The following is a 21005-nucleotide window of genomic DNA, read 5'->3' on the forward strand; positions in this document are numbered from 1 at the left end:
TAGTCTATTTACGTGTTTTAGTGCTTATTAGGGTAGTTTTTTTGCAAATTTTTTGCAAATTTTATAGCTGTATATGATAGATAATAAGAGAGTTAAGTCAGAAAAGCGAGCGATTTTATCGTTAATTTTAGATGTAAGAAGAAAAAAATCGGATGGATTATATCCTTTAAAAATTCGAGTTTATGATACATCTGTTCAAAAAAACCGGTATTATGGAACAGGGTATGACATGGATTTATCTACTTATAAAAAGGTATTTGAATCACCGAAACCTAAAAGAAATGAACGGGAAATCAGGGAGGAAATAGAGGAGCTTTTGTATGAATATAAAATCGTTGCTCAATCAATTGAGAATTTTACCCATGATATTTTTGAGGAGAAACTTTTTAAGCCTAAGGGAGAGCCCCAAGATGCTTTTTACCAGTATAACATTAAGATTGAGGATTTAAAATCTCAACACAAATTGGGAAGTATATCATGTTATAAGTCTAGTTTTAATTCCTTGAAATCGTTTTTATCTGAGACAAGATCCCGAGTTCCAAAGCAATTACATTTTTCAGAAATAACCCCCAAATTCCTTCAACGCTATGAGAAATGGATGCTTGACAAAGGAAAGTCAAGGTCGACGGTAGGGATTTATTTGAGACCTTTAAGACACCTTTTTAATGTTGCTAAACCCTCTAACTATCCTTTTGGGAAAGATGGTTATGTCATCCCGAAAGGGAGAAACAAAAAAAAGGCAATTAATAAGGAAGGACTCAAACTTTTGTTTGAAACACAACCTGAAAATGAATTTCAACAGAAAGCCAAAGATTTTTGGTTCTTTTCATACCTCTGCAAAGGGATGAATATGAAAGACATTCTCTATTTGAAATGGGAACAGGTTAAACCGAACCATCTTGAATTTGTAAGGGAAAAAACAAAGACCACAACAGATGAGGTTATCGTTATCCGTGTACCGCTTACAGATTTTTCCAAAGGGGTAATTGAAAAATACTCCAGTAATCAAAGGGCTAAGAATGACTATATATTTCCTGTCCTTAACCATTCAATGAACGAGGAAGAAAAATTCAAAGCCAAGCAAAATTTCACAAGGTTAGTTAATCAGCACATGAAACGCTTTGCCAAACATGCTGGATTTACAGAAGATATTAGTACTTATTGGGCTAGACATAGCTTCGCAACTATGGCAATCAGGAAAAATGCATCAATTGAATATGTAGGAGAATCCCTTGGTCATGCAGATATTCGAACAACTAAATCCTATATCGATAGCATCATGGATGAAGAAAGTGAGCAGAAACTGATAGAGGGGATGATGGATTTTAATTAAAACTACGGAACTAAATTAATTTACTTTTTCCAGTAATAAGGTGCCTATGAATATTTGAGAACGAGTGCTAAGGAAGAAAATATTATTGAGTTCGACATTTTTGGAAAGAGTAACTTTTCAGGCTGAAAAGTTCAAACTCTCTAAGTCAATAAATTTTTTAATCATAAATACCTGATTAATATAGAGTTGTATAGTAAAAATAAATGCAAAAACCCTTCAAATATGGATTTGTCTCGTCAGGAGGAGCTGGCGATTCAGAAGTCGAACTCTTTTGAGGAGGATTTAGAGCTTTTGGGTAGGTTGTTCAGATTTATAATAAATGTTTAGGGTGAACGTTGTCTTTTAAGTCAGTTTCAAGTCATTTTTGACTTCCAAAGCAATTTCTATCTCTTTTGTCAATTCTTCCAGCACCTTAATGTTTTTGAGATTGCCTGAAGGAAATGAAAACAGTCCATTTTCATTTTTCACCGCTAGGTAAAGTTGCTTGTTCTGAAATGACAAGTAGATGGAGTTATCATATTTTTCTTTTAACTCCAAAATTCTCTCCATCAATGAAGTGGATAAAACATACCTTGCTTCTACTTGATCTGTCCCATAAACAATAAAGTTTTCTGTAAACCTAGGGTCTTCCAGATAGATTTCCTGCTCCTCTCTGAATTTGAAGCTGGACCAGCGATCTAATTTAATTCCTTGATTTCTTGATAATACCACCGTATGTCCATCTAGCTTTTTTTGGAATTTAAGCCAACAGAACATCCCACGAAATGAATAGGGGAGATTTTCTTTAGGCTTGTTTGAAACTAGATTTTTGAATACATAGCGATACATCACCACTGCCTGGTTCAGAAGCGGAATCTGCATTACCGCATCAGTTGCTTTGTTAGACAGGTCATTTTCAATGATTCCGATGTCGGCAAGGTTGAATTCCACCTCCCTTGATCTGCTTCGAAGTTGACCGAAATTATACACAGGATCCTCGCTTTTGAGCCAAGCAAAAAGTTTACTGCTCAGGATTTCCTTTTTAGGAGGGCTGGCTCCTTGTGTAAATTCCAAACCAGGGAATAGTTTCTGAACCATGCCGGCTATGGTTTTCATTTCTTGGGTTTTGAATTTTTGAAATGCCTGGATGAAAAAGGAAGTCGAGAAATAGATCAATACCATCAATCCGGCTATTGGCAAGACCTGAGCATACGGATTACTGGCCGAGGGCTGAGCTTTTGAAAGGATATCTCCTAAAGGGAATTCTGTGCCTGGTAGATAAAGTGAAGACATCATCAATAGCATTCCTAGCAGATATATACCTGTGATTCCCCAAGTGATTTTCTGATAAAAATGCGTCTTCTTTCGCTTTGTCTGGATATCCTTCAATGATTCTTGGACTTCGCTAAATGTTTCCAGGAGTAGGTGCTGATCCATTTAATTAGGCCAGTTAATGGTATTCCAGGGACTGGCTTTATCATTCAATACTTGCTTATAGATATGACAGACCTCCTGATAATAGTTGTCATATTTCCCTTTCATGTCCAAGGCAAAACCTAAGGCAAAGCTCTTTCCGAAATCTTCCCATGAACTAAACTTGTCCAATGCCAATTGGGTGGCAAAATCGATGACTTTCCAGGCCTCTTCTTCAGAGATGATATTTCCTGTGAAAGCTATTCTGGCCTGTCCCACCAACATCGCAGCATCATATCCTGCCAGACTTAGTTCCATGTCAGAATCGAAGGTAAAAACGCCTTTTTGCTTTAAATCATTTAGGACTTCACCGGAGCTCAATCCATCAAAATATTTCTGCGCCCGCTCATTGGTTCCGAATTTTTGATCCATCAACTCATCCCAGTTTTCCTTCGGCTCAGATTGAATCATTTGAAAGATATAGTCAAAATACCAGCGTCTGCCATCTTTCATGAAATACTCCGTCAAATCCCAGTATCCGCTTGGGGAATCAATATCCCAGCCCTCCAAATAAGGTTGAATGGTTTTTGCGTCCCTGAATATCAAGGTGTTGGTGTAAGCTCCCCACCATTCAGAAATCGGGGTAAAAAGGGCTAATGAGAAAAGCCGGTCCAAACCAAGATTCGCGGCTGAAGATTTTTTGAATTTTGCCTTTTCTAAATCAGGTTTGTCGTATTCCTTTTTTCCGATATTAAAATACTTGTAAGCATAGGAGGTGATGGCCAAAGCGAGGATAACATATCCGTACCAAGGCAAATTGTCGAACATTTGCATAGTTTATGAATTTAAAAGTTGATTGAGATTTACTTCTTTTTGATCTGATTTTGGGATTTCCAAAAGCAGCTCTTTTTCATCCTTGCGGAGACTGGCGATTAGGTTGGAAGGAAATAGCTGAATTTGATTGTTGTATCGAGTGACCGAGGCATTATAGGCTCTTCGGGCTGCAGAGATTTGATCCTCCATTTCACTGACCTCATATTGAAGATGAAGGAATTGCTTGTCCGCTTTAAGCTCCGGATAATTTTCAATCGCGATATTCAGCCCGCCTAAAACCTTTGTCATTTGGTTTGACGCTTCAATTTTCTCCTTTTCGTCAGAGGCGCTTTCTACCTGGGATCTGAGTTCGGTGACTTTCAACAGAATCTCTTTCTCATGTTCCATGTATTTTTTGACCATGGCGGCCAAGTTGGGAAGTAGATCAAATCTCTTTTTCAGATAGATCTCAATACTCCCATAGGCTTGGGCAACCTGATTTTTTTTGACAATGATTTTGTTGTTGATGATAACAACAATTATTGCCATCAAAGCTGATAGGACTAATAAAACTATAATGCTTGTATTCATATCTTAATTAGGTTAATGGTCAAATGTGTAGATTCTGAAATAGCCATTGAAAGGGCTCTTTTAATGATTTGATGGATTGTAATTGCAGCAATTCAAATTTTATGATTTGCTTGTCAGATGTTTGTTCGTTGGATTCCTCGTCGCTTTCAGTGCTGATGATGGTCATAGTACCCTTTTGAAAATCGACTTGACGGGATGTTTCATCCCCGGATATTCTTTGGGTAGTACTTTTCCCATAGCTGACCAATTCGAATGCTTTGTTTTGGTATTTAAACCGATATTCATGGGAGGACCATGATGTACATTCCCTGCATTCCCAGATGTAAAAGTTTAATTGGAGTAAACCATTTGAAAGTATTTGAAGCCCTTTAAAAGGTTCATCCATTGTAGGCGTGCTCCGATTGATGATGAAGGAATTGGATTGCAGTACTTTATTAAGTTTTCCATTCCTTTTTCCAAAGTATATCCCTAATACCCTGGGATTAGTGTGCACGGTGTCACTCTCATAGCCGTCATGGTACTCAATTGTCTCTTGTATTGGGCTTTGAATTGCAAAGACTACATCTTCAAGTCCATCCCCATTCAGATCTCCTCTGGCTTCGGATAATAGTTGCCAACCCATTGGAATTACTGCTTCTATACTTCCCCCTTTTTCAGACAAGTCAGGATAGTTGAATTCGCTTTGTGCATAGAGTCCATGGGCTAGGAGAAACATCCCTAAAATGTGCGTCTTTAGATAAGTCATGGGGTATTTGTCTTTAAAATAAATTGATCGCCTTGATAAACGTAGATGGCATTGGTGACCTGGGTACTGGATTCCTCACCGGGTTTCAAAGTCAATTGGTCAGATTTTAGGGAGAAAACAAGGTTGTTTCCTGTCTCTTGGATATCTACCAAATCAGTCAGAAATTTTCCTTCCTCATTCCCTTCTATAGCTAGGGTTCCAATGTGTTTTATGCTGCTTTCTTCAAGGATAAAAACTTCCCCACCGAAAGGATATTCAAAGGCTTTTTGGCATATGATAATGATTTTATCGGAGGTTTTGGCTTGATAAAAATGGGTATCAAAGAGATACAAATCCCCAAAGCCAAGTGACTGAAAGACTACGTCATTTTCCGAATCCAGGATAAGTAACCTATCGCCCCAATCAAATTGGGATTCAGTACTTGATGTATAGTGGCTTCCCTTTTCGGGTTTGTAATTTCCTGTTATGATTTTTTGCCCATTTAATTCATAGGCTTGATCTACCTCGAACTGGTCGATTTGGAAGTTTGTCAGCTTCCTGGGATGGATTTGTGAATAAGATTTTGTTTCAAGGCTCTCTTCCACCTCGCTGTAGGTTGTACCATCAAACTTCAGAATTGAGTTTTTGATGTGATAGGAATTTTCTGTTTGGCACTCCTCATCCTCATTTTTGTAATCCTTCGATTCCGTGATTTTTTTGTTGACCAAAAAGTCAAAGTAGCCCTTGGTTTTATGGGTTCCTGGAAATACTATTTTTTCCTCGTTGACAAATTCCCCCTCACAATCACCATCCCATTCTCCTCCGAAATCTTTGATGGAGTAATTGGAAAGAGCTTTTTCAAGTTTATCACCTGATTTAATGAACAGGGACCATGTTTGTTTGGAATAGGGGTTTACTCTGGACATTCCTAGAAAATCGACCTTTATTCCATAAGCCTTCGTCACCTCAGAAAGGGGATACTGCGCCGTATCGATGGTGATTTCCCGCAATTCAATAGCATCGGAGACCCATTGGTTGGTTTGATGACTTTCGAAGAAATCATGGGTTATTTTTCCTGTGGGCTTATCGGCAATTAATATATGGCTGTTGAGCTCGAAAAACTGTTCACCTTCATCGACTACTTCCGGGATGATCAGGAAGATTTCATTCGGATTATCAGGGAATACCTTTGTCTTGATTATAGTGGTTTTTAATTGTACCCAATCCAATTCAAGGCTGGTTAAAACATCATCGATCAGACTAAAATCTGTAAAGAAATCGTTCAGGCTTAGGGTATTTACTTTTTCGATGGTGCCATCCCATCGGATTTCATATTCGATTTGCTCGACTTCTTTGGTATTGCCCCAAAATATTCTGTTGACCGTAAGCCTGTTTTCACTGATCCGGGAGACTACTTGTGACATGCTTTCGGCGATTTCATCATAGGAAACCAGTTCATGGTCAATGATATCCCCCTCAGTAGTGTAGTTGATGAGAATGCTTTCCATTTCATGCTCATTTTTTAAAACTGTGACCACCACTGAATGATGGTCATCCCGAATCGGGAGGGTGTACATGTCGATGGCCCTGAAATTGGGTTCTTCAAAATTTCTTTCCGGATAAACCTGATATAATTTCAAAGCCTTGAAATCTATCTGGGCATACTCGCTTTCATCGCCGAAACTGTCAAAGTTGGTTCGCTCTAGTTGAGGTAGCTTTTTGGTTTTGGAGGAATTAATCGTTTTAAGAAAACCGGTTGTTACACCTGAGGAAATAGTCTCTTTGGCCCCGTCAATTAGCTCTATGGCTCCTGTAGTGCTTTCTTCCTTTTGGGTGCCGGAACCGCAGGAAAAGATGATTAAAAACAAGGCGAAGTAGGATATTTTCATAAGGAGTATGCCGCTTTATTTAAGGTCATTATTGGCATCATGATCAGGATTCAGGTCTATTTCATGTTCAGTTAAATCTGTTTTTTTGGAATCGACTAGCATGATATGATCTTTACCATATTCAAACCGGTCGGTCTGTGACCATGCCCAGGATTTTGATTCCCGCATGTTAATTCCGGTAATTTTAGATTGGACAGTTATTGTATTATTGGATTCATCCTTTTGAATTAGAATCTCATCAAAAGTGCTTTGGATGGTTGCCGAATTAGGAATAGTAGGGCAGCTTTTTAGTTTATCAAATGCCACGGTGTCTTTGGAAAACCAGGTCCTTAAAAAGGCTAGTTGGGTATCCGAACACTGATAATCCAAATTCAGGGCAGTTACAATTTGGCAGAAGAGAGCTCGGTTTCCTTCTGAATCATAGCCCCATTCACATTCATTTCCGATATCAAAGGCGATGTAGCCCAAAGCCGCTCTTTCTGGTGGGCTGATGTTATGAAGGTAGGATTGGTTGATGACCATTTTACTGACAATGGCCTTGACCGATTCATCATAGCGATCCTCTCGGGTTAAGAATTGAATAGGTAGGTTTCCGGAACTTATCTTTTTTGCATCCAGCACCCGTTCCACCACATTCACAACTTCCTCGTCTCCGGCCATGCGGATGCTGTCCATTTTCCATTCAATAAGGATCAGATCTCCCGGTCTGAAATTGTATTCCTGATTTTCCGTCCAGTCCCAATGGTAAACGAATGATAGATTTTTCCCGTTTTTTTGCCCAATTAAATTCCGATAATCAAAGTCATCGTTGTAGTCTATAAATTCAATGGTGTCGGTCTGGATTTTGGTAAAAGGTGTGGGATCGTAGGGAAGGATTGTGCTGTCAAGTTGATTTTGACCTTGTTGGGTTTCTAAAGAATTGCGTTTTTCTTCTTTCGTTTGCCTTTCAAGGATTTCAGGTTCATCTGCGGTTTTCAAATCACCTTTGTGTTGACAGGCGGAAAGAATAAGTAAAAATAGGATCAGCTGGTATTTCATTATTCTTCTGTTAGATGACATCGATTACTTTTTCGAGGATATAATGAACTATTGCAACTACTACAGTAATCGCCAATAAGGTGAGCAGCTGTATGGTTGTTTTTTTGGGGTTGTTTTTCAGTTTTTTCCGGATAATAAAGACATCCAAAAGGATAAAACAGGAGGCGATAGCCACGCCTATCCAAACCCCAACATGGAACAATCCCATGTCATAAAACAAATGCAAAAGATACCACATGCCTTCTTCGGAGACATCATTGGGCCCCAAAACGAGCCTCATGTATCCAATGCCCAAAAGCAGGGATAGGATCGTCCAAATGAAGTAGGTCAATATGAGTTTCAAGAAGCGCATCCTTATTGCCTTAATTTATTTTTTCTTTGGTACAAAGGGTTTCTCTTTCCTTTTCCTCTGGCAACCCTTTGAGCTGTTCAATAAAATGACTTTCCTTTAGGCTTAGCCCTTGCTTTACATCACATACATAGATAAAAGCATTTTTTTGATTACTACTTTGGGTTCTGTAAACTGTATGGGTCAAAACCCAACTATTGTCTTCAAAGCTTATGTGATGATAGGCTTCCAGAATTCCTTGATCAGGAAATGCTGTTTTAATTACAAAACCGCCTTGCTCTGGTTGGATATCAACAATTTGATTGCCTCCATCCTCTGAGAAATTGATGGTTTTAAGGGCAAACTCATATGCTTCTCTATTTTTTAAAAAGAGATAAAGTTCATCACCTTGATAAGGATCTGCACTCACTATTTTATCCAAAATGTTGTCTTGATTAAAATCGATGTCCCTGATGAAGTAATGTTCCCTATTCTCAAAATCAGCTAACTCATAGCTTTTGGGTTCTTCGTAGTCTATAGGGCCTGGATTTTCATTGTCATCATACCATGCGGATTCGAAGAGCTCTTCCAGTATTTCTTTTTTTGAAGGACTGAGATGGGAGGAAAAATCAGCGTCAAACTGGGGATGAGGTCCATCGAAGAGGAAAAAAAGAACTGATTTGGCCTTCTTGGATGGTAATTCATCAATGAGATGATAGCTATTATTGCGCTTGATGTATTCTATTGCAGAATTCTGAAAGTAATTCACCCCATCTTCTTGCCAGACCCCATTCGCTGCTATGCCCATTAATTTTGATTCAAATTTCTGGTGTTTGTCCTGAGACAGTAAATCAAAGAAGTACACGATGTATTCATAGCTTACTTCGTATAGTGGGTTGGGTTGGTTACTATCAGAATCCCATCCGAAATAGGTCATGAATTGCTGGAAGTCTGCCGGAAATTGTTCTAGAAACTGAGTTTCGTTTTTTGTTTTATAGGCTTCTTTTAGCTTTTCAATAGCCAAAGTCTGATTTGAAATGGTATAATAGATCGTTCCGGTTTTATGAGTTTTTTTTGGTGAATCCGAAAGGTTCTGGGTATCTAAGTGGATGGAATAAAGATCTTCCAGCCTATCTACCTTGACATGTTCTCCCTCTCTGAAAAAGTTGATTTCACCACAGACTAAGGAGTTGTCCCGGGAACAGGGTTCATAGTAAAATTCGGCCAGGCGATAGTCTTGGTACATGCCCAATTCTTCACTTACAAAACCGCCTAAATCCTGTTCATGATCTATAAAATAACCGGTTCCGGCCTCACCTAAAAAGCCAAAGCTCATTCCCCCCAACTCATAAAAGTAGATTGCTTTTTCTCCGGTATAAGAGAGTGGTTTCCCCGTCTTATATTCAGACTTCAGGTGTTCTTTAATTTTTTCTTTGATGACGTCTTCCACTACAGAATAATCCTTGTCAGGGTATTTAACCAGGTACAGATTGGGGTAAACCTCTGACTGGATAAACCGCATGTTTTTAAAAAAGAAGTGATGGATGCCTATTCCTATTCCACTAGCTACCAAAATGATTAGTAATCCCTGAATTCTCCTTTGACTTTTTAAGGTCCATTTGAATAACCTAATGCCCAGTAAAAGCAGAAGAATTAATAGAATAATCAGGATGACTATAATCAGTATGAACACAAGTTTGGTCTTCTTATTTTTTAATTGATCCCTGTTTCCTATTGATCCACAGAGGTTTTATCTATATGAATTGTGTACAGCGGTTTTTCAGCATAATCTGAATCCTCATGAAGGATCCTGATGAGATAAGACCCTTGATTTAGTTTATTCCGGTATTGGTCATAGAAACCTGCATTATTTTTCAGGTATTCGTTGATAGTAAGAAATTCTTGGTTTTTAAGCACTGAAAATTTATAATCTTTTCCCGGAGTATGCGATTTGATTTGAATCGACACATTCATGTCTGATTCTAAATCCAACAGGAAAAATGAGGCATTGGCGTAGAAAGCATCTGTAATGGAAGAATGGGATACCGCATCAGTATCCATGGCGTTGGCGTAATAAATGGGTTCTACAAAATTGTAAATCCTGAATTCACCAGAGTTACTCTGGCCCTGAATACTATACAGGCCCCCCTGAAACCTGAAGCCTAAGTCCTCTCTTTTTTTCAGAAAACTTCTTTCAAATAGGATTTGGGTAGGGTTGGGACTGGAGTACCAATTTTCGCCTGCCCCCAAAGGATTGTCCTCGTAGAGTTCCTGGTACAATTTCTTTCTGCCGATTTCAATAGGATAAACACCTGCAATCACCTCAAAATCAGTTCTGTTTTTTTTCTCCGAATCCTGCTGCAGTTCTTGTTGGGAAGCCCCTTCATAGAGGTAGAATTGATTGGTAAATGCTCCGTTTTTTCTAAAAACCAGGTTTTGAATGCCCTGACTACTCCCCAGACCAAAGTGGATGAACTTTCCTTTATGAACTCTATAGATCGGTTTAAGATCACTGGAGTGATCAGTACATCCGATGCATTCCGATTGAAGCAAGCGCTCAGGAGCTCCCAGGGAGTATTTCCAATTCTTGAGAATCAAGATTTCATCCTCCTTCAAAAAATCGGAAATGGAAAAGTTTCGGTTTTCATTTTTGAATTCAGTAAAAGGATACTCGATCTGGTTGAGGTAGTTGAATATTTTGGATTCTTCCTCAGTTGCTTTAACCGAAATACAAGAGCTGGATAAAACCAGAAAACTAAGCAATAGGATAGGGGCCTTAGGTCTCATGTTGTTTGCTGAATTTTGACATGTTCGCTCCAAAATCACCCACGAACCTATTGTCCAGTTCATCCGCTTTTTTAGCCAATTGGGCCAGATTTTTAATCACCTGACCCTCGTAGTTGGAATACAGATCGCTGATATGAACGCGATAGGAAAGGAAAACCTGATTGTCAGAGATGGACAAACGGTGTTCTCCGGTATCCGTTCGCATGATGTATTCGTAAATCTCTGCCAGGTTTTTCCTTGGGAGCTCATTCAAAGGAGAGGTGGCAAACAGGTAATTGTTGTCATAGACGAACATTCTTATTTCAGCACTTCCTAAGTGGAATTTCCAGTATTCGCTGCCTGTCCTGGCCAAAACCGGATCAATCCCCAGAGTTTGAATCGCTTTTTCAACTTTCACACTGAAATCGGAGGGAAGGCTTTCTTGGAACAGACTCTCTTCAATATCATTCCCACAGTTGGGACAATAGGATGTTTTTTCCTGAATCAAGGAATTACATGAAGGACAGCCGATGGTGAGCTCGTCTAAAAGTTGGTCAATGATATCAAACTCTTCGCGGATTGTTTCTATTGGAATCGCAAAGCCCATATTGTCAGCATCAGAAAATTTAGCTGTGACGATTCCAAGCAATTCCCCTTTTTCATTGATCACTGGCCCGCCGCTATTTCCGGGGTTGATGGCTGCATCTGTCTGAATGTAATCACTACTGCCGATGGCTTGTTTGGGATTGGAAACAGTCCCTTCAGTCACTGTAAAGGGCATGCCATAGGGGAATCCCAATACCAAGAGTTTGTCCCTTGTAGAAACTGTAGTGGCATGATTGGTAGTGACTGTTTGTATAGGGATGGGGAGACTTTCTACTTTCAAAAAAGCGATGTCCTTACCGGGGTTTGCATAAATGACTTTTGCTAAATACCTGTTTTTTAACCCATCTTCAATGCTTACAGTTAAACTTCCTGAAACCACATGGAAATTGGTGATAATCACGTTGTCTTTAGCGCTGTAAAAACCAGTTCCTGAGCCAAAGGCGGTATTTATTTTATATACTGAATTTTCTAAATTTTGTATGGTGTTCATTTTCAATAAGTCTTAAAGTTTGCCATCATCTGTTGAATTGCTGCCATGGATTCCTGCATTTGATCCCCCATGATTTTTGATAGGTCCATGCCGAATTCTTCTCCGAAAAGTGAATCTTCCATGATGGATTCCATCCCGTTCATCAAGATTGGAGCTGCCAGGTTCCATTCCATTTGACTTGCTTGTGCCAAAGCATCCGTGATGGGTTTACTGGTGGATTCATTTACCAGATTGTAATAGAATAGACTGTAAAAACAGGACTGCATGAGGTTGCAGGCATCTTCAAACTGGCGGTTGGAGATTTGCTCCTTTGCCTCATAGTAACTGTCCTCCCAATTTTCTCTGATATTCTCTTTTTTGCCGCTGTATTTGTGAGGGACGAACGTTTCTACTTGATAGAGATCGGAAATAAACTTTTCCCTGGGATGGTTTATTAACACTTCAAGACTTGATTTGCCCTTCTGTAGCCTGGTTTGAAACTGCATTCTTCGATCCTGGATTCCATCCACCGCTTTTTCGATAAGAGTTCTGAAATAGCCCTGAGGTTCGGAGTAAAACTCCAGCTTTTTAAAAGTGATGCTAAGCGTGTACCAAGCATTGTTTGCCTGTCGCTTTTCCATGTAATAGTTAAATCGCTCTAGGCCTTCTGAAAGAATTGCCTGACAATTGCCATAAGCCTGTTCTTTCAAATTATCCGGGAAAGGAGAGACGGTTGGTTCCTGAAGGTGGGCTGCACCGTATTTTTCAATTAATTCATCATCAAAGCTGTCGGCGTACAAACAGATTTCGCGTAAAACGCCATAAATTTTATATGGCTCACTTAGCTGGATAGGACAAGAAAAAGTGAAAAAGACCCGATCTCCCTCCAGTGTCAAGTTGGCCAAATTGAGGGGGTACATCCGCAACTCTGCCAAACGCCTCATCAATGGCACTTTCTTGGAATCTTCTATACTTAAAAAGGGGCATTTGATGATCAGTTCTGTCTCCGTTTGGGAAATGAATAGCACCACAGATCCATGCGCTATTTCATAGGTGTTTCCCTTTTTCTTCGTTCTTAGATTGCTGTCGATGTAGTCCAAAAGTGTTGGGAGGACTAATTCATATTGTCTATTGTTAAATAAGGCTATTGATTCATCCCACTTTTCATCCTGTTTTGTTGAGGCCTTTTTGGGATTGATGGGAGGGAAGTAGCTTAGATTTTTATTCATGGTATTTGTTTTGGCTGGGTTTGCAGTGACCTCTGGCTTTTTGAAAAATAGGGTCACCAATCCAGCGATGATTATTGGAAAGGTTTCCTGATTTAGAATGCTATGATTCTGGATTAATAATCCATAGAAATGAAATTGCCGCTTAGATCATAGCTATAGGTGAAGGTGGTTCCTCCGTTTTCCGGCTGAAGGAGGACTAGGTATTCAATCTTTGACCGCACTCCATCTTTGGGGATTTTCACTAGTGCCATATGAAAAGAAGGGCTAGTGATCTCCTTTTCTTCCGCTAACTTCTCTTTGGATTTTTCTACCAGGCCACCCAGTTTGCCCAGGTCGATCGGATCACCCAATTGGAACATGAAGTCCGAAGCATCCATGTTTTCTGGTACTTCCAAAGTGATGTCGGAGGTTTGGGACCAACTGTCATTGGATTGTGTCCATTGTCCCATTTTTAGAGAAGATGGATCATCGGTGACCGTCACTGAGATGATGTTTCCAATTGATTTATTATGTGTGATTGTTAAATCGGTAAAGTATGCATCGGCTCCAAATTGGTCTTTCAGAGCTTCTTCTATGGCCAGGAAACCATCTTCATTTGCTTCTTGATTGCTCGCGCCACTACCGCAGGAAATCAGGAATGTCAGTAAAAGGAATAGACAGGGGATTTGAAGGCTTTTCATTTCTTGGTGGTTATAGATTAGTTTTCAATTTCTTCAGTATCCCTGCCGTAGATGTAGAACAGTGCCCCACCAATGACAATCAGCAGAATCCGAATGATCCAGCCCATTCCATTTCCCCAGATATCAATCCAGGCCAATAGCCTGATGTTGTAATTGAAAATTGAGAGAAGCATTGAAATGATTCCCATAGCAGCTAACAATAGTCCGCCTTGGCCAAGTTTTGATTTGATGTCTTCCATTTGTATTGATCTTTTATTTTTATAAAAAGTGATCTAGGGTTTGTTACTCCTTAAATCCTTGAAATCTTAAGATCAATCTTGGCAATTTTTTTTTGTAGTGAAATAGGCAGTCTATATCCGTATTACCTAACTGTATATTTGTAAAAAGTTGACAGGTTTTCGTTTGGCTGAAAATTGGGGACAAGGAAGTTTTTGCAAATAAGAAGAAATTCTAATGCCTGTTAAATTCTAGAAAAGTGGTCAAAAAAGCATCTTTTTTTCGGAAGGAAACGGGGATTTGCTTCCCGTTTTTTAAATAAATGGTTCCTGATTTGTCGTATTTGTCAATGAACTTCAGGTTCACCATAAAAGATTGATGGGGTCTCGTGAAATTGACTTTTTCAAGTTGTTTCTCATAGTTTTTGATGGGTTTGGAAGCCATGTATTTTTTTCCATTTGATAAATGAAAAGTGGTATAACCTTTATCCGACTCGCAATACAATAATTCGGAAAGGTCAATTACCTGAAAGCTGTCGCTTAAAGAAAGTACAAGCGTAGAATCATCTTGATACCACACTTTTTTTGTTTGGTTGATCTGCTCTTTTTGTTGAAGCGAACTTTTGCTCTGCACTTTTTTCAAAGCGATCTGAAGCTCCTCCGGGTCCACTGGCTTCATCAGGTAATCTACAGCTCCGATTTTCAGGGCTTGAAGCGCGAATTCTTCATACGCTGTAATAAAGATGACCTTGAAGCACAGATGTTCGGTTTGGTCCAAAAAATCGAAGCCTGTCCCATCGGATAAATTGATGTCCAAAAATACCAGCTCAGGCTTGCAGGCATTGGCGACGATCACTGCCTCTTTGACAGATTCACATTCACCGATGATGTTGATTTCAGCGCTGACGGAGTTGAGTAAATTAATCAGGCCTTTTCTGATGTAAGCCTTGTCTTCTATAACAAGTGCATTCATGATTCTTGGCTTAGTTTATAGGGGATTGTCAAAGTCACTAGGGTTCCTTTTTCATTGAATTTGCTTCTATCGGCTATGCTTATTTCTCCTTTCATTTTAAGATCCTTGGATAGTATTTTTAGCCGCTCCGAAGTGATTGTGGTTGCCAAAGATTTTTTAGTGTTTGATCGACTTCCTGTATGGGAACCTATTCCTATTCCGTTGTCGGAGATGGTACAGATAAGTTGTCCATGGTCCAGCCTAATAGAAATTTCAATTTTGTTTTCTCCGGATTGCCCATGGAATGCATGTTCTATTGCATTTTCCACAAATGGCTGAATTAACATAGGAGGGATTTTTATTGCTGTTGGATCAATTTGATCGGCCACATGAATTGAAAAGCGGAATTGATTGTCTTCCAGATTATGGAGAGAAAGATAATTCTCCATTGCAGTAATTTCCTTGGAGAGTAAAACCAGTTTATCCCTGGAATTTTCCAATATGATTCGCAGGAGTTTGGAAAATTTGGAGAGATAGTTCACTGATTTACTTTCCTCTTTATTGAGAATCATCCCTTGGAGTACGGAGAGAGAGTTGAAAATAAAATGTGGGGTCATCTGAGAGCGAAGCAGCTTTTGCTCCACGATGACATTTTGGGTTTTGGATTTTTCGTTTTTAAGCTTTTCTATAAAAATCACTGTTCCCAAGGCGATGGAGATCAAGAGAATGCCGATGATGGCCCAGAGGTAATTTTGCCTGGTTTTTGCCAAGTCCTGAGAGGTGTCCAAAATGGTTTTTGTTAACTTCAATTCTCTGATATTTGCAGAATCCAGTTCCAACTTGTATTTATATTCGTATTCCAGTTGAGCTATTTTTTCTATGTTTTCCTTATTAAAAAGACTGTCATCCAATATTTTGTATTGCTTATGGTTTTTGAGCGCTTCTTTATAATTTCCCGTTGCTTCATAAATTAAGGCAAGTATTTCGGAGGCTTCTTTTTGATAGTTTAGGAGCCCTGCTGTTGTTGAAATTTCATAGGCTTTCTGCACCTTGGACAAAGCCGGGCCATACGCTTTTTGTTTTGCGAGAATTCTGGACTGTCCGATATATGCTCCTGATAATGTCTCTGCGTTTTCAATTTCTAAACTGACTTTTTCTGATTCAGAGAGGTAAAAACTTGCTTTCTCAAGGTCATTAAATTTCAGATAAGTCCCCCCGATATTATTTAGAATAAAAGGGATTTCACTGTTTGAATTTATTTGTTTACTTATTTCTAAAGCCTCAAAATAGTTTTGCAGAGCTTTATCGAACTCTTTCTTTTCCTCATAGATGGTTCCTATTCCGTTCAGGGTATTGGCTACCCCTTGTTTACTGTTGATCCGTTCATAGATTCCCAATGAGCTTTCAAAGCTTTCCATAGCTCTATCAAAGTTTTTCTGAATCTTGTAGATCGCTGCTATATTCCCGAGGTTATGAGCCATACTGATACTGTCCCCCAGTATCTCATTCATATATAATGATTTTTTGAAATGTTCTTGGGCCAGGGGATAATTACCTAACTTCCTATAGACGTTGCCCAAATTGTTCAAACTGTAGGAAATCCGTTGTTCGTTTTGATTTGCCTCAGCTATAGAGAGCGCTCTATTCAAATTAGAAATGGCTTCATCAAATTCACCCAATCCTTCGTAAGCAGCTCCTAAATTCAAGAGGCTTGCTGAAAGATTATCGCTTCCGATTTCTTCCTCGATTTCAATTGCTTTTTTAAAATTTTCAATGGCATCCCTGAGTTCGCCTTTATTTCTAAAAGTGATACCCATGGCATTGTGACTGTTTGCTATTCCCTTTTTGAAATTGATGCTTTCATATAGTTTTTGTGCCTGATCATAATAATCTAAAGCCTGATCATAATTGGATTGAATAGCTTCTGTTATTCCTTTAATGTATATACTTCTTGCCTTTCCTTTTTTAAATCCGATAGCATTGGCCAACTCCTCGGATTCACTCAAATATTCCAGTGATTTCGGGATGTCCCTGCTGAAAAAGGAGAATGCAAGGGCATTGAGAAGGTTGACCCGAATACTGTCCTGATGTGTGTGTAGTTCTAACTCTGATTGTAAGCTATCAAGGACTGGGGTTTGCCCAAATGCACTTGTCCAAACTAGGTTGGCGAGCAAAAAACCAAGAATAATCCTAAAAGTAATGCGCATGATCTTATGACAAATCTGATTAGAGGTAATTCAAAAAATGAGGATGAACATAGACCTTATCCCTATTCACATTAGACTCTTTTTTGATTTTTTGCGTTTTTAATGAGTTTCTAATCTCGACCAAAATAATTGATTTAATCTCTTTTCGGTAGAATTGGACCAGATTTCTGGATAGGATCTATCATCAAAAAGAAATCCGTAAGACTTGAATCAATATTCGTAGTTGTTATTGGATGTTTTAGTCATAAAAATGAATGTGATGAAAAGGGGGTAAGGGATCTTTAGTTAAAAGCAGATTCGAACTTTCCAATTGGCTAATTTCATTTGATTTTTTAAAGTCATATGGAATGCCCGCGTCTAGTTATGGGTTTGAATCCCACCTGATATCGCTGAAAATTGACTCCTTAAATATCATGGAAGCGAGCATGCCGAAGATTGTCACACACTTCGATGATTATAATATATGCGAGATTCCTCCCGAGCTATCGGGCTGGTTATTCAAATAAAAATTATAAACATCGTGAAAAGAATCTTTTTAAGCTATTTGACTGTTGTGTGCCTTTTACTCTCCTGCACCGATCATGCAGAATATTCTATGATTTTTCCTTCCCAAGATCAAATAGAAGTCGAGGCAGAAGGTGGGGTTCAGCAGGTTGAATTTACTACTCAGGAATGGCAAATAGAAAAAATAAAAATGTTCAAGGCGACACCAGGATTTTTGGTGATATTTTTAACCTTCAAGATGAAAAAACTGGCGAGAATGTACTGTTGCAATTGGAAAATGAAGGAAGGTTAGAAGCCATATGGCCTAACAAAGGTTTTGTAGTAGTTCGGGATACCGGCAATACACTACAAATCCAGCTCGAAGAGAACAGCTCAGGCGAGCCATTTGAATTCAAGCTCTTTCTGAACTCACCAAAAGCCACAAGAACAATCCGTGTTTCTCAAAAGGTATCCCAAGGGAACTCCTTCAAACAACTTAAGTACTACGTGGGAGAAGGAGATGATGACTCGCTTTATTGGGAAAAGGGCAGTACAATCAAAATGGATTTGCCGTATAGGCAGGAGATTGAATTTACACCTATTGGAGGAATTGACCCAACCAGTAGCTATTTATTCAGCAGTGATACTCCAGATGCGTTTGTTTGGTTAAAATCTGATAGTATAGCCGTCAGACTTCCTACCCATATACAGGATCAGGAGGTTTTACTCGGTGAGGAAGAAGGGATTTATACCGAATATACCCTGTCAGAATTATCAGACTGTACTGCCCTAAAGGAGAAGATCACCGTGCCCGCCGGAACCTCGCAATTACGGAGTGAATATGAAATGAGACACAGGATTTTGAGCTATAGCTTGCTGCTGACCAACAACCACACTGGTGATCGAAAAAGCAATTGAAGGTAAGCTTATACAGATAGCACCCACTGGTGATTATAAGATTATTTCTGAGTAAAGATTCTTTTTTTGACTGTGTTCAGCAAAAGTTTGAGTTGCGTCTTTTCATGCATCCCTTGTAACATCTGATGAAACCCTAAAATTGAGGGGTTTTAGAGGTAGAGTATTTTCCGGATTTCGCTTTTACCTAAAATGGATATTTTCAATAGAGCAGATTATGCTTTTATTCGTGAGAGAGGAGGGTTTTACCTGTATTTAGGAGAAGCTTTTTAACTTGATAAAGTACTTGCCCCATTCTGATCTCAGTGTGACCATTCCAACACACACTCCCCCACTTTTGAGCTTCACCAAAGACGATAAGCGTTATGAATCTCGAAGCTCAGAATCTCAACTTTTCCAGAAATGTTCCGCCTAGACTGGAACAGGTACAAGCTTACTTTAACTCCCTCCAAGTTCCATCTTCCGAAGCGGAGGTATTCTATTTCTATTACCAAGGAATGGACTGGTGTAATGAATCAGGGTCCGCCATACGTGATTGGGTGATGGCTGCAGATGACTGGGTCTGGAACTTGGAAAACTGAGGCTTTTACCAAGAATGATAATTTCCTGCTTGATCAACACGACCTTCCACTAAGGGCAGGTTTGGCATTGCGTGTTGGCAATGAGCAAGATGTAGGATTGTCTGACGCCAATCCGCTCTTGCCCACCGCTGCCGGAGTTGCGGTTGGGGTAAAATCCTCCGAAGTCGGATTTTATTATCCAGAGAACGATGAAAAAGAGAGCCGTAAACTATCCGATAAGAAAGACAATCCGATTCACTCCAACTGAAGTAGAGAAACTGGAAAGCTTACTATCGAGAAGTGCCTACTGTCAGACGATAAGTGAGCTTGTTAGAGAGATGCTTTTCAAAAGAAAGCTAACCCTCAACACGCGAAACGAATCCTTGGAGACCACTTTGGTAGAGTTAGGACTGCTCAGAAATGAACTGAATAAAATAGGGGTGAATATCAACCAGATTACGCATTATTTCCATATGCAGGCTGATCCAAAAGAGCGGCTGTTTTTTGTGAAGGAAATGATCCCTCACTTTGAGTGGACTAAAGCAAAATTAGAGGCGCTCCATCACTTGATTGAAGGGTTGAAAATACTAATCTAATTGGTTGCTAAAATTAGTACCGGAAAGACTATCGGAGGAGTGATCCGATACAATGAACAGAAGGTGAAAAATGGACAGGCAAAACTGGTACAGATGGGAGGATTTGCAGTTAAAAATCTTACTGTGAATGATAAGATCCAATCATTTGTAAAGGTGCAGAAGTTGAATACCAGGACGAAAACAAACACTGTCCATATTTCGCTCAATTTCTCTCCAAAGGATAAAGTAGATGAGTATATGCTTCAAAAGATTGTAGCTGATTATTTGAAAGGGATTGGATTTGGAAATCAACCTTACTTGCTCTATCAGCACTTTGATGCTGCCCATCCACATATTCATCTGGTTACAACCAATATTTCAAGTTCAGGAAAACGGATTGAAACGCATAACCTGGGCAAGGTGCTGTCAGAAAAGACCCGAAAGGAAATTGAGCAGCGATACCATCTTGTAAAAGCCGAAGAGCAGCGGAAGCAAAAAGTCAATTTGCTTCAGCCGTTGGAGAAAGCTTTGTATGGAAAAAGGGAAACGAAATCTTCCATATCCAATATAGTTCAAGAGGTTACACGTTCGTATCAATTTGCTTCCCTGCCTGAGCTGAATGCAGTGTTGGGGCAGTTCAATGTATGTGCCTACCGGGGTGAAAAGGAAAGTGAAATGTTTAAAAATAAAGGGCTGGTGTACTCGATTTTGGATACGGCAGGGAACAGGGTGGGGGTTCCTGTGAAGGCCAGTTCAATTTATTGCAAGCCCACTTTGGTTAAACTGGAAAGGCTGTTCTTACGGAACAAAGAAGCAAGAAAGCAACACAGGGAAACGCTCCGGGGCCTTATTCTAGATATGTTGAAAAGTAGCAGTTCCATGGAAGAATTTACTTCCAGACTCAGGCCTAAGGGAATCAAGCCCCTAGTCAGGTTCAATGAAGAAGGACGGCTATACGGGGTGACCTATATAGATAACGTAAACAGATGCGTATTTAACGGTTCAGCATTGGCTAAGGAATTATCCGCTAATGCGCTTTCTGTTAGATTTTCGAAGGACCATGTGCTTCCCGATCCACCGGAAATAAAGCAGGAGGTAAGAATAAGTGGGCAGGAGACTGAGCAAGGCATCAAAGTTCCCAGCTTGGAGATTTCCTTAAATTCTTACCACCCAGAAGATCCGACTCCTTATGAACTAAGGCAGAAGAAAAAGAAAAAGCGCAAAAAACGAATTCAATAAA

Annotated in this window: 21 protein-coding genes; 6 read left to right on the forward strand and 15 right to left on the reverse strand. The window is 39.5% G+C overall.

Annotation, left to right across the window (positions count from 1 at the left end; all coding sequences use genetic code 11):
• Positions 1–73 precede the first annotated feature (73 nt).
• Entirely contained in the window at positions 74–1333 is a 1260-nt protein-coding gene (locus ACPUEN_RS00380; protein WP_425637864.1) for a tyrosine-type recombinase/integrase, read from the forward strand.
• Positions 1334–1675: 342 nt separating this feature from the next.
• Here the strand turns inward: ACPUEN_RS00380 and ACPUEN_RS00385 are convergent, their stop codons facing one another.
• From ACPUEN_RS00385 to ACPUEN_RS00455, 15 genes are all read right to left on the reverse strand, one after another.
• A complete protein-coding gene (locus ACPUEN_RS00385; protein WP_425637865.1) occupies positions 1676–2749 on the reverse strand; it encodes a DUF3137 domain-containing protein in 1074 nt (357 codons plus the stop codon).
• Positions 2750–3559 (reverse strand): DUF1266 domain-containing protein, encoded by an 810-nt coding sequence (locus ACPUEN_RS00390; RefSeq protein ID WP_425637866.1) that lies wholly within the window; start codon positions 3557–3559, stop codon positions 2750–2752.
• Between the two features lie 3 nt (positions 3560–3562).
• Positions 3563–4129: a LemA family protein gene (locus ACPUEN_RS00395; RefSeq protein ID WP_425637867.1), complete on the reverse strand. Its 567-nt coding sequence runs from the start codon at positions 4127–4129 to the stop codon at positions 3563–3565.
• A 19-nt stretch (positions 4130–4148) separates the two neighbouring features.
• On the reverse strand, positions 4149–4874 hold the full coding sequence (locus ACPUEN_RS00400) for a hypothetical protein (RefSeq protein ID WP_425637868.1): 726 nt from the start codon (positions 4872–4874) through the stop codon (positions 4149–4151).
• On the reverse strand, positions 4871–6742 hold the full coding sequence (locus tag ACPUEN_RS00405) for a hypothetical protein (protein WP_425637869.1): 1872 nt from the start codon (positions 6740–6742) through the stop codon (positions 4871–4873). The genes ACPUEN_RS00400 and ACPUEN_RS00405 overlap by 4 nt, the downstream gene beginning before the upstream one ends.
• Before the next feature lie 15 nt (positions 6743–6757).
• Positions 6758–7780, reverse strand: a complete 1023-nt coding sequence (locus ACPUEN_RS00410) for a hypothetical protein (RefSeq protein ID WP_425637870.1) — start codon at positions 7778–7780, stop codon at positions 6758–6760.
• 10 nt (positions 7781–7790) lie between these two features.
• The gene (locus ACPUEN_RS00415) at positions 7791–8123 is read right to left on the reverse strand and encodes a hypothetical protein (RefSeq protein ID WP_425637871.1); all 333 of its coding nucleotides are present in this window, start codon (positions 8121–8123) and stop codon (positions 7791–7793) included.
• 19 nt (positions 8124–8142) lie between these two features.
• A complete protein-coding gene (locus ACPUEN_RS00420) occupies positions 8143–9630 on the reverse strand; it encodes a hypothetical protein (RefSeq protein WP_425637872.1) in 1488 nt (495 codons plus the stop codon).
• A 209-nt stretch (positions 9631–9839) separates the two neighbouring features.
• Entirely contained in the window at positions 9840–10895 is a 1056-nt protein-coding gene (locus ACPUEN_RS00425) for a hypothetical protein (protein ID WP_425637873.1), read from the reverse strand.
• Positions 10885–11970, reverse strand: a complete 1086-nt coding sequence (locus ACPUEN_RS00430) for a trypsin-like peptidase domain-containing protein (protein WP_425637874.1) — start codon at positions 11968–11970, stop codon at positions 10885–10887. Before ACPUEN_RS00430 ends, ACPUEN_RS00425 begins: the two co-directional genes overlap by 11 nt.
• A 2-nt stretch (positions 11971–11972) precedes the next feature.
• Positions 11973–13178, reverse strand: coding sequence for a hypothetical protein (locus ACPUEN_RS00435; RefSeq protein WP_425637875.1), 1206 nt, complete (start codon positions 13176–13178; stop codon positions 11973–11975).
• A 113-nt stretch (positions 13179–13291) separates the two neighbouring features.
• A complete protein-coding gene (locus ACPUEN_RS00440) occupies positions 13292–13858 on the reverse strand; it encodes a hypothetical protein (protein ID WP_425637876.1) in 567 nt (188 codons plus the stop codon).
• A gap of 17 nt (positions 13859–13875) precedes the next feature.
• Complete coding sequence (locus ACPUEN_RS00445) at positions 13876–14097, reverse strand: hypothetical protein (RefSeq protein WP_425637877.1); 222 nt, start codon at positions 14095–14097, stop codon at positions 13876–13878.
• A gap of 211 nt (positions 14098–14308) precedes the next feature.
• A complete protein-coding gene (locus ACPUEN_RS00450) occupies positions 14309–15046 on the reverse strand; it encodes a LytR/AlgR family response regulator transcription factor (RefSeq protein WP_425637878.1) in 738 nt (245 codons plus the stop codon).
• Positions 15043–17232, reverse strand: a complete 2190-nt coding sequence (locus ACPUEN_RS00455) for a tetratricopeptide repeat-containing sensor histidine kinase (protein ID WP_425637879.1) — start codon at positions 17230–17232, stop codon at positions 15043–15045. Before ACPUEN_RS00455 ends, ACPUEN_RS00450 begins: the two co-directional genes overlap by 4 nt.
• Positions 17233–17904: 672 nt before the next feature.
• Between ACPUEN_RS00455 and ACPUEN_RS00460 the strand changes: the two genes are divergently transcribed.
• The 5 genes from ACPUEN_RS00460 to ACPUEN_RS00480 all read left to right on the forward strand — a co-directional run bounded on the left by ACPUEN_RS00460 (position 17905) and on the right by ACPUEN_RS00480 (position 21004).
• Complete coding sequence (locus ACPUEN_RS00460) at positions 17905–18633, forward strand: hypothetical protein (RefSeq protein WP_425637880.1); 729 nt, start codon at positions 17905–17907, stop codon at positions 18631–18633.
• A gap of 362 nt (positions 18634–18995) precedes the next feature.
• Positions 18996–19211, forward strand: a complete 216-nt coding sequence (locus ACPUEN_RS00465; protein ID WP_425637881.1) for a hypothetical protein — start codon at positions 18996–18998, stop codon at positions 19209–19211.
• Positions 19183–19458, forward strand: coding sequence for a hypothetical protein (locus ACPUEN_RS00470; protein ID WP_425637882.1), 276 nt, complete (start codon positions 19183–19185; stop codon positions 19456–19458). The genes ACPUEN_RS00465 and ACPUEN_RS00470 overlap by 29 nt, the downstream gene beginning before the upstream one ends.
• The gene (locus tag ACPUEN_RS00475; RefSeq protein ID WP_425637883.1) at positions 19400–19786 is read left to right on the forward strand and encodes a plasmid mobilization protein; all 387 of its coding nucleotides are present in this window, start codon (positions 19400–19402) and stop codon (positions 19784–19786) included. The genes ACPUEN_RS00470 and ACPUEN_RS00475 overlap by 59 nt, the downstream gene beginning before the upstream one ends.
• Entirely contained in the window at positions 19787–21004 is a 1218-nt protein-coding gene (locus ACPUEN_RS00480; RefSeq protein ID WP_425637884.1) for a relaxase/mobilization nuclease domain-containing protein, read from the forward strand.
• The last annotated feature ends 1 nt before the right edge of the window (position 21005 follow it).

The organism is Algoriphagus yeomjeoni (assembly GCF_049821175.1).
Taxonomy (GTDB): Bacteria; Bacteroidota; Bacteroidia; order Cytophagales; family Cyclobacteriaceae; genus Algoriphagus; species Algoriphagus yeomjeoni_A.

Bases quoted from the DNA above. Each gene is read 5' to 3' on its own strand.
- ACPUEN_RS00380 (WP_425637864.1), top strand. From the start codon at position 74: ATGATAGATAATAAGAGAGTTAAGTCAGAAAAGCGAGCGATTTTATCG.
- ACPUEN_RS00385 (WP_425637865.1), bottom strand. From the start codon at position 2,749: ATGGATCAGCACCTACTCCTGGAAACATTTAGCGAAGTCCAAGAATCA.
- ACPUEN_RS00390 (WP_425637866.1), bottom strand. From the start codon at position 3,559: ATGCAAATGTTCGACAATTTGCCTTGGTACGGATATGTTATCCTCGCT.
- ACPUEN_RS00395 (WP_425637867.1), bottom strand. From the start codon at position 4,129: ATGAATACAAGCATTATAGTTTTATTAGTCCTATCAGCTTTGATGGCA.
- ACPUEN_RS00400 (WP_425637868.1), bottom strand. From the start codon at position 4,874: ATGACTTATCTAAAGACGCACATTTTAGGGATGTTTCTCCTAGCCCAT.
- ACPUEN_RS00405 (WP_425637869.1), bottom strand. From the start codon at position 6,742: ATGAAAATATCCTACTTCGCCTTGTTTTTAATCATCTTTTCCTGCGGT.
- ACPUEN_RS00410 (WP_425637870.1), bottom strand. From the start codon at position 7,780: ATGAAATACCAGCTGATCCTATTTTTACTTATTCTTTCCGCCTGTCAA.
- ACPUEN_RS00420 (WP_425637872.1), bottom strand. From the start codon at position 9,630: ATGCGGTTTATCCAGTCAGAGGTTTACCCCAATCTGTACCTGGTTAAA.
- ACPUEN_RS00425 (WP_425637873.1), bottom strand. From the start codon at position 10,895: ATGAGACCTAAGGCCCCTATCCTATTGCTTAGTTTTCTGGTTTTATCC.
- ACPUEN_RS00430 (WP_425637874.1), bottom strand. From the start codon at position 11,970: ATGAACACCATACAAAATTTAGAAAATTCAGTATATAAAATAAATACC.
- ACPUEN_RS00435 (WP_425637875.1), bottom strand. From the start codon at position 13,178: ATGAATAAAAATCTAAGCTACTTCCCTCCCATCAATCCCAAAAAGGCC.
- ACPUEN_RS00440 (WP_425637876.1), bottom strand. From the start codon at position 13,858: ATGAAAAGCCTTCAAATCCCCTGTCTATTCCTTTTACTGACATTCCTG.
- ACPUEN_RS00445 (WP_425637877.1), bottom strand. From the start codon at position 14,097: ATGGAAGACATCAAATCAAAACTTGGCCAAGGCGGACTATTGTTAGCT.
- ACPUEN_RS00450 (WP_425637878.1), bottom strand. From the start codon at position 15,046: ATGAATGCACTTGTTATAGAAGACAAGGCTTACATCAGAAAAGGCCTG.
- ACPUEN_RS00455 (WP_425637879.1), bottom strand. From the start codon at position 17,232: ATGCGCATTACTTTTAGGATTATTCTTGGTTTTTTGCTCGCCAACCTA.
- ACPUEN_RS00460 (WP_425637880.1), top strand. From the start codon at position 17,905: ATGGCAAATAGAAAAAATAAAAATGTTCAAGGCGACACCAGGATTTTT.
- ACPUEN_RS00465 (WP_425637881.1), top strand. From the start codon at position 18,996: ATGAATCTCGAAGCTCAGAATCTCAACTTTTCCAGAAATGTTCCGCCT.
- ACPUEN_RS00470 (WP_425637882.1), top strand. From the start codon at position 19,183: ATGACTGGGTCTGGAACTTGGAAAACTGAGGCTTTTACCAAGAATGAT.
- ACPUEN_RS00475 (WP_425637883.1), top strand. From the start codon at position 19,400: ATGAAAAAGAGAGCCGTAAACTATCCGATAAGAAAGACAATCCGATTC.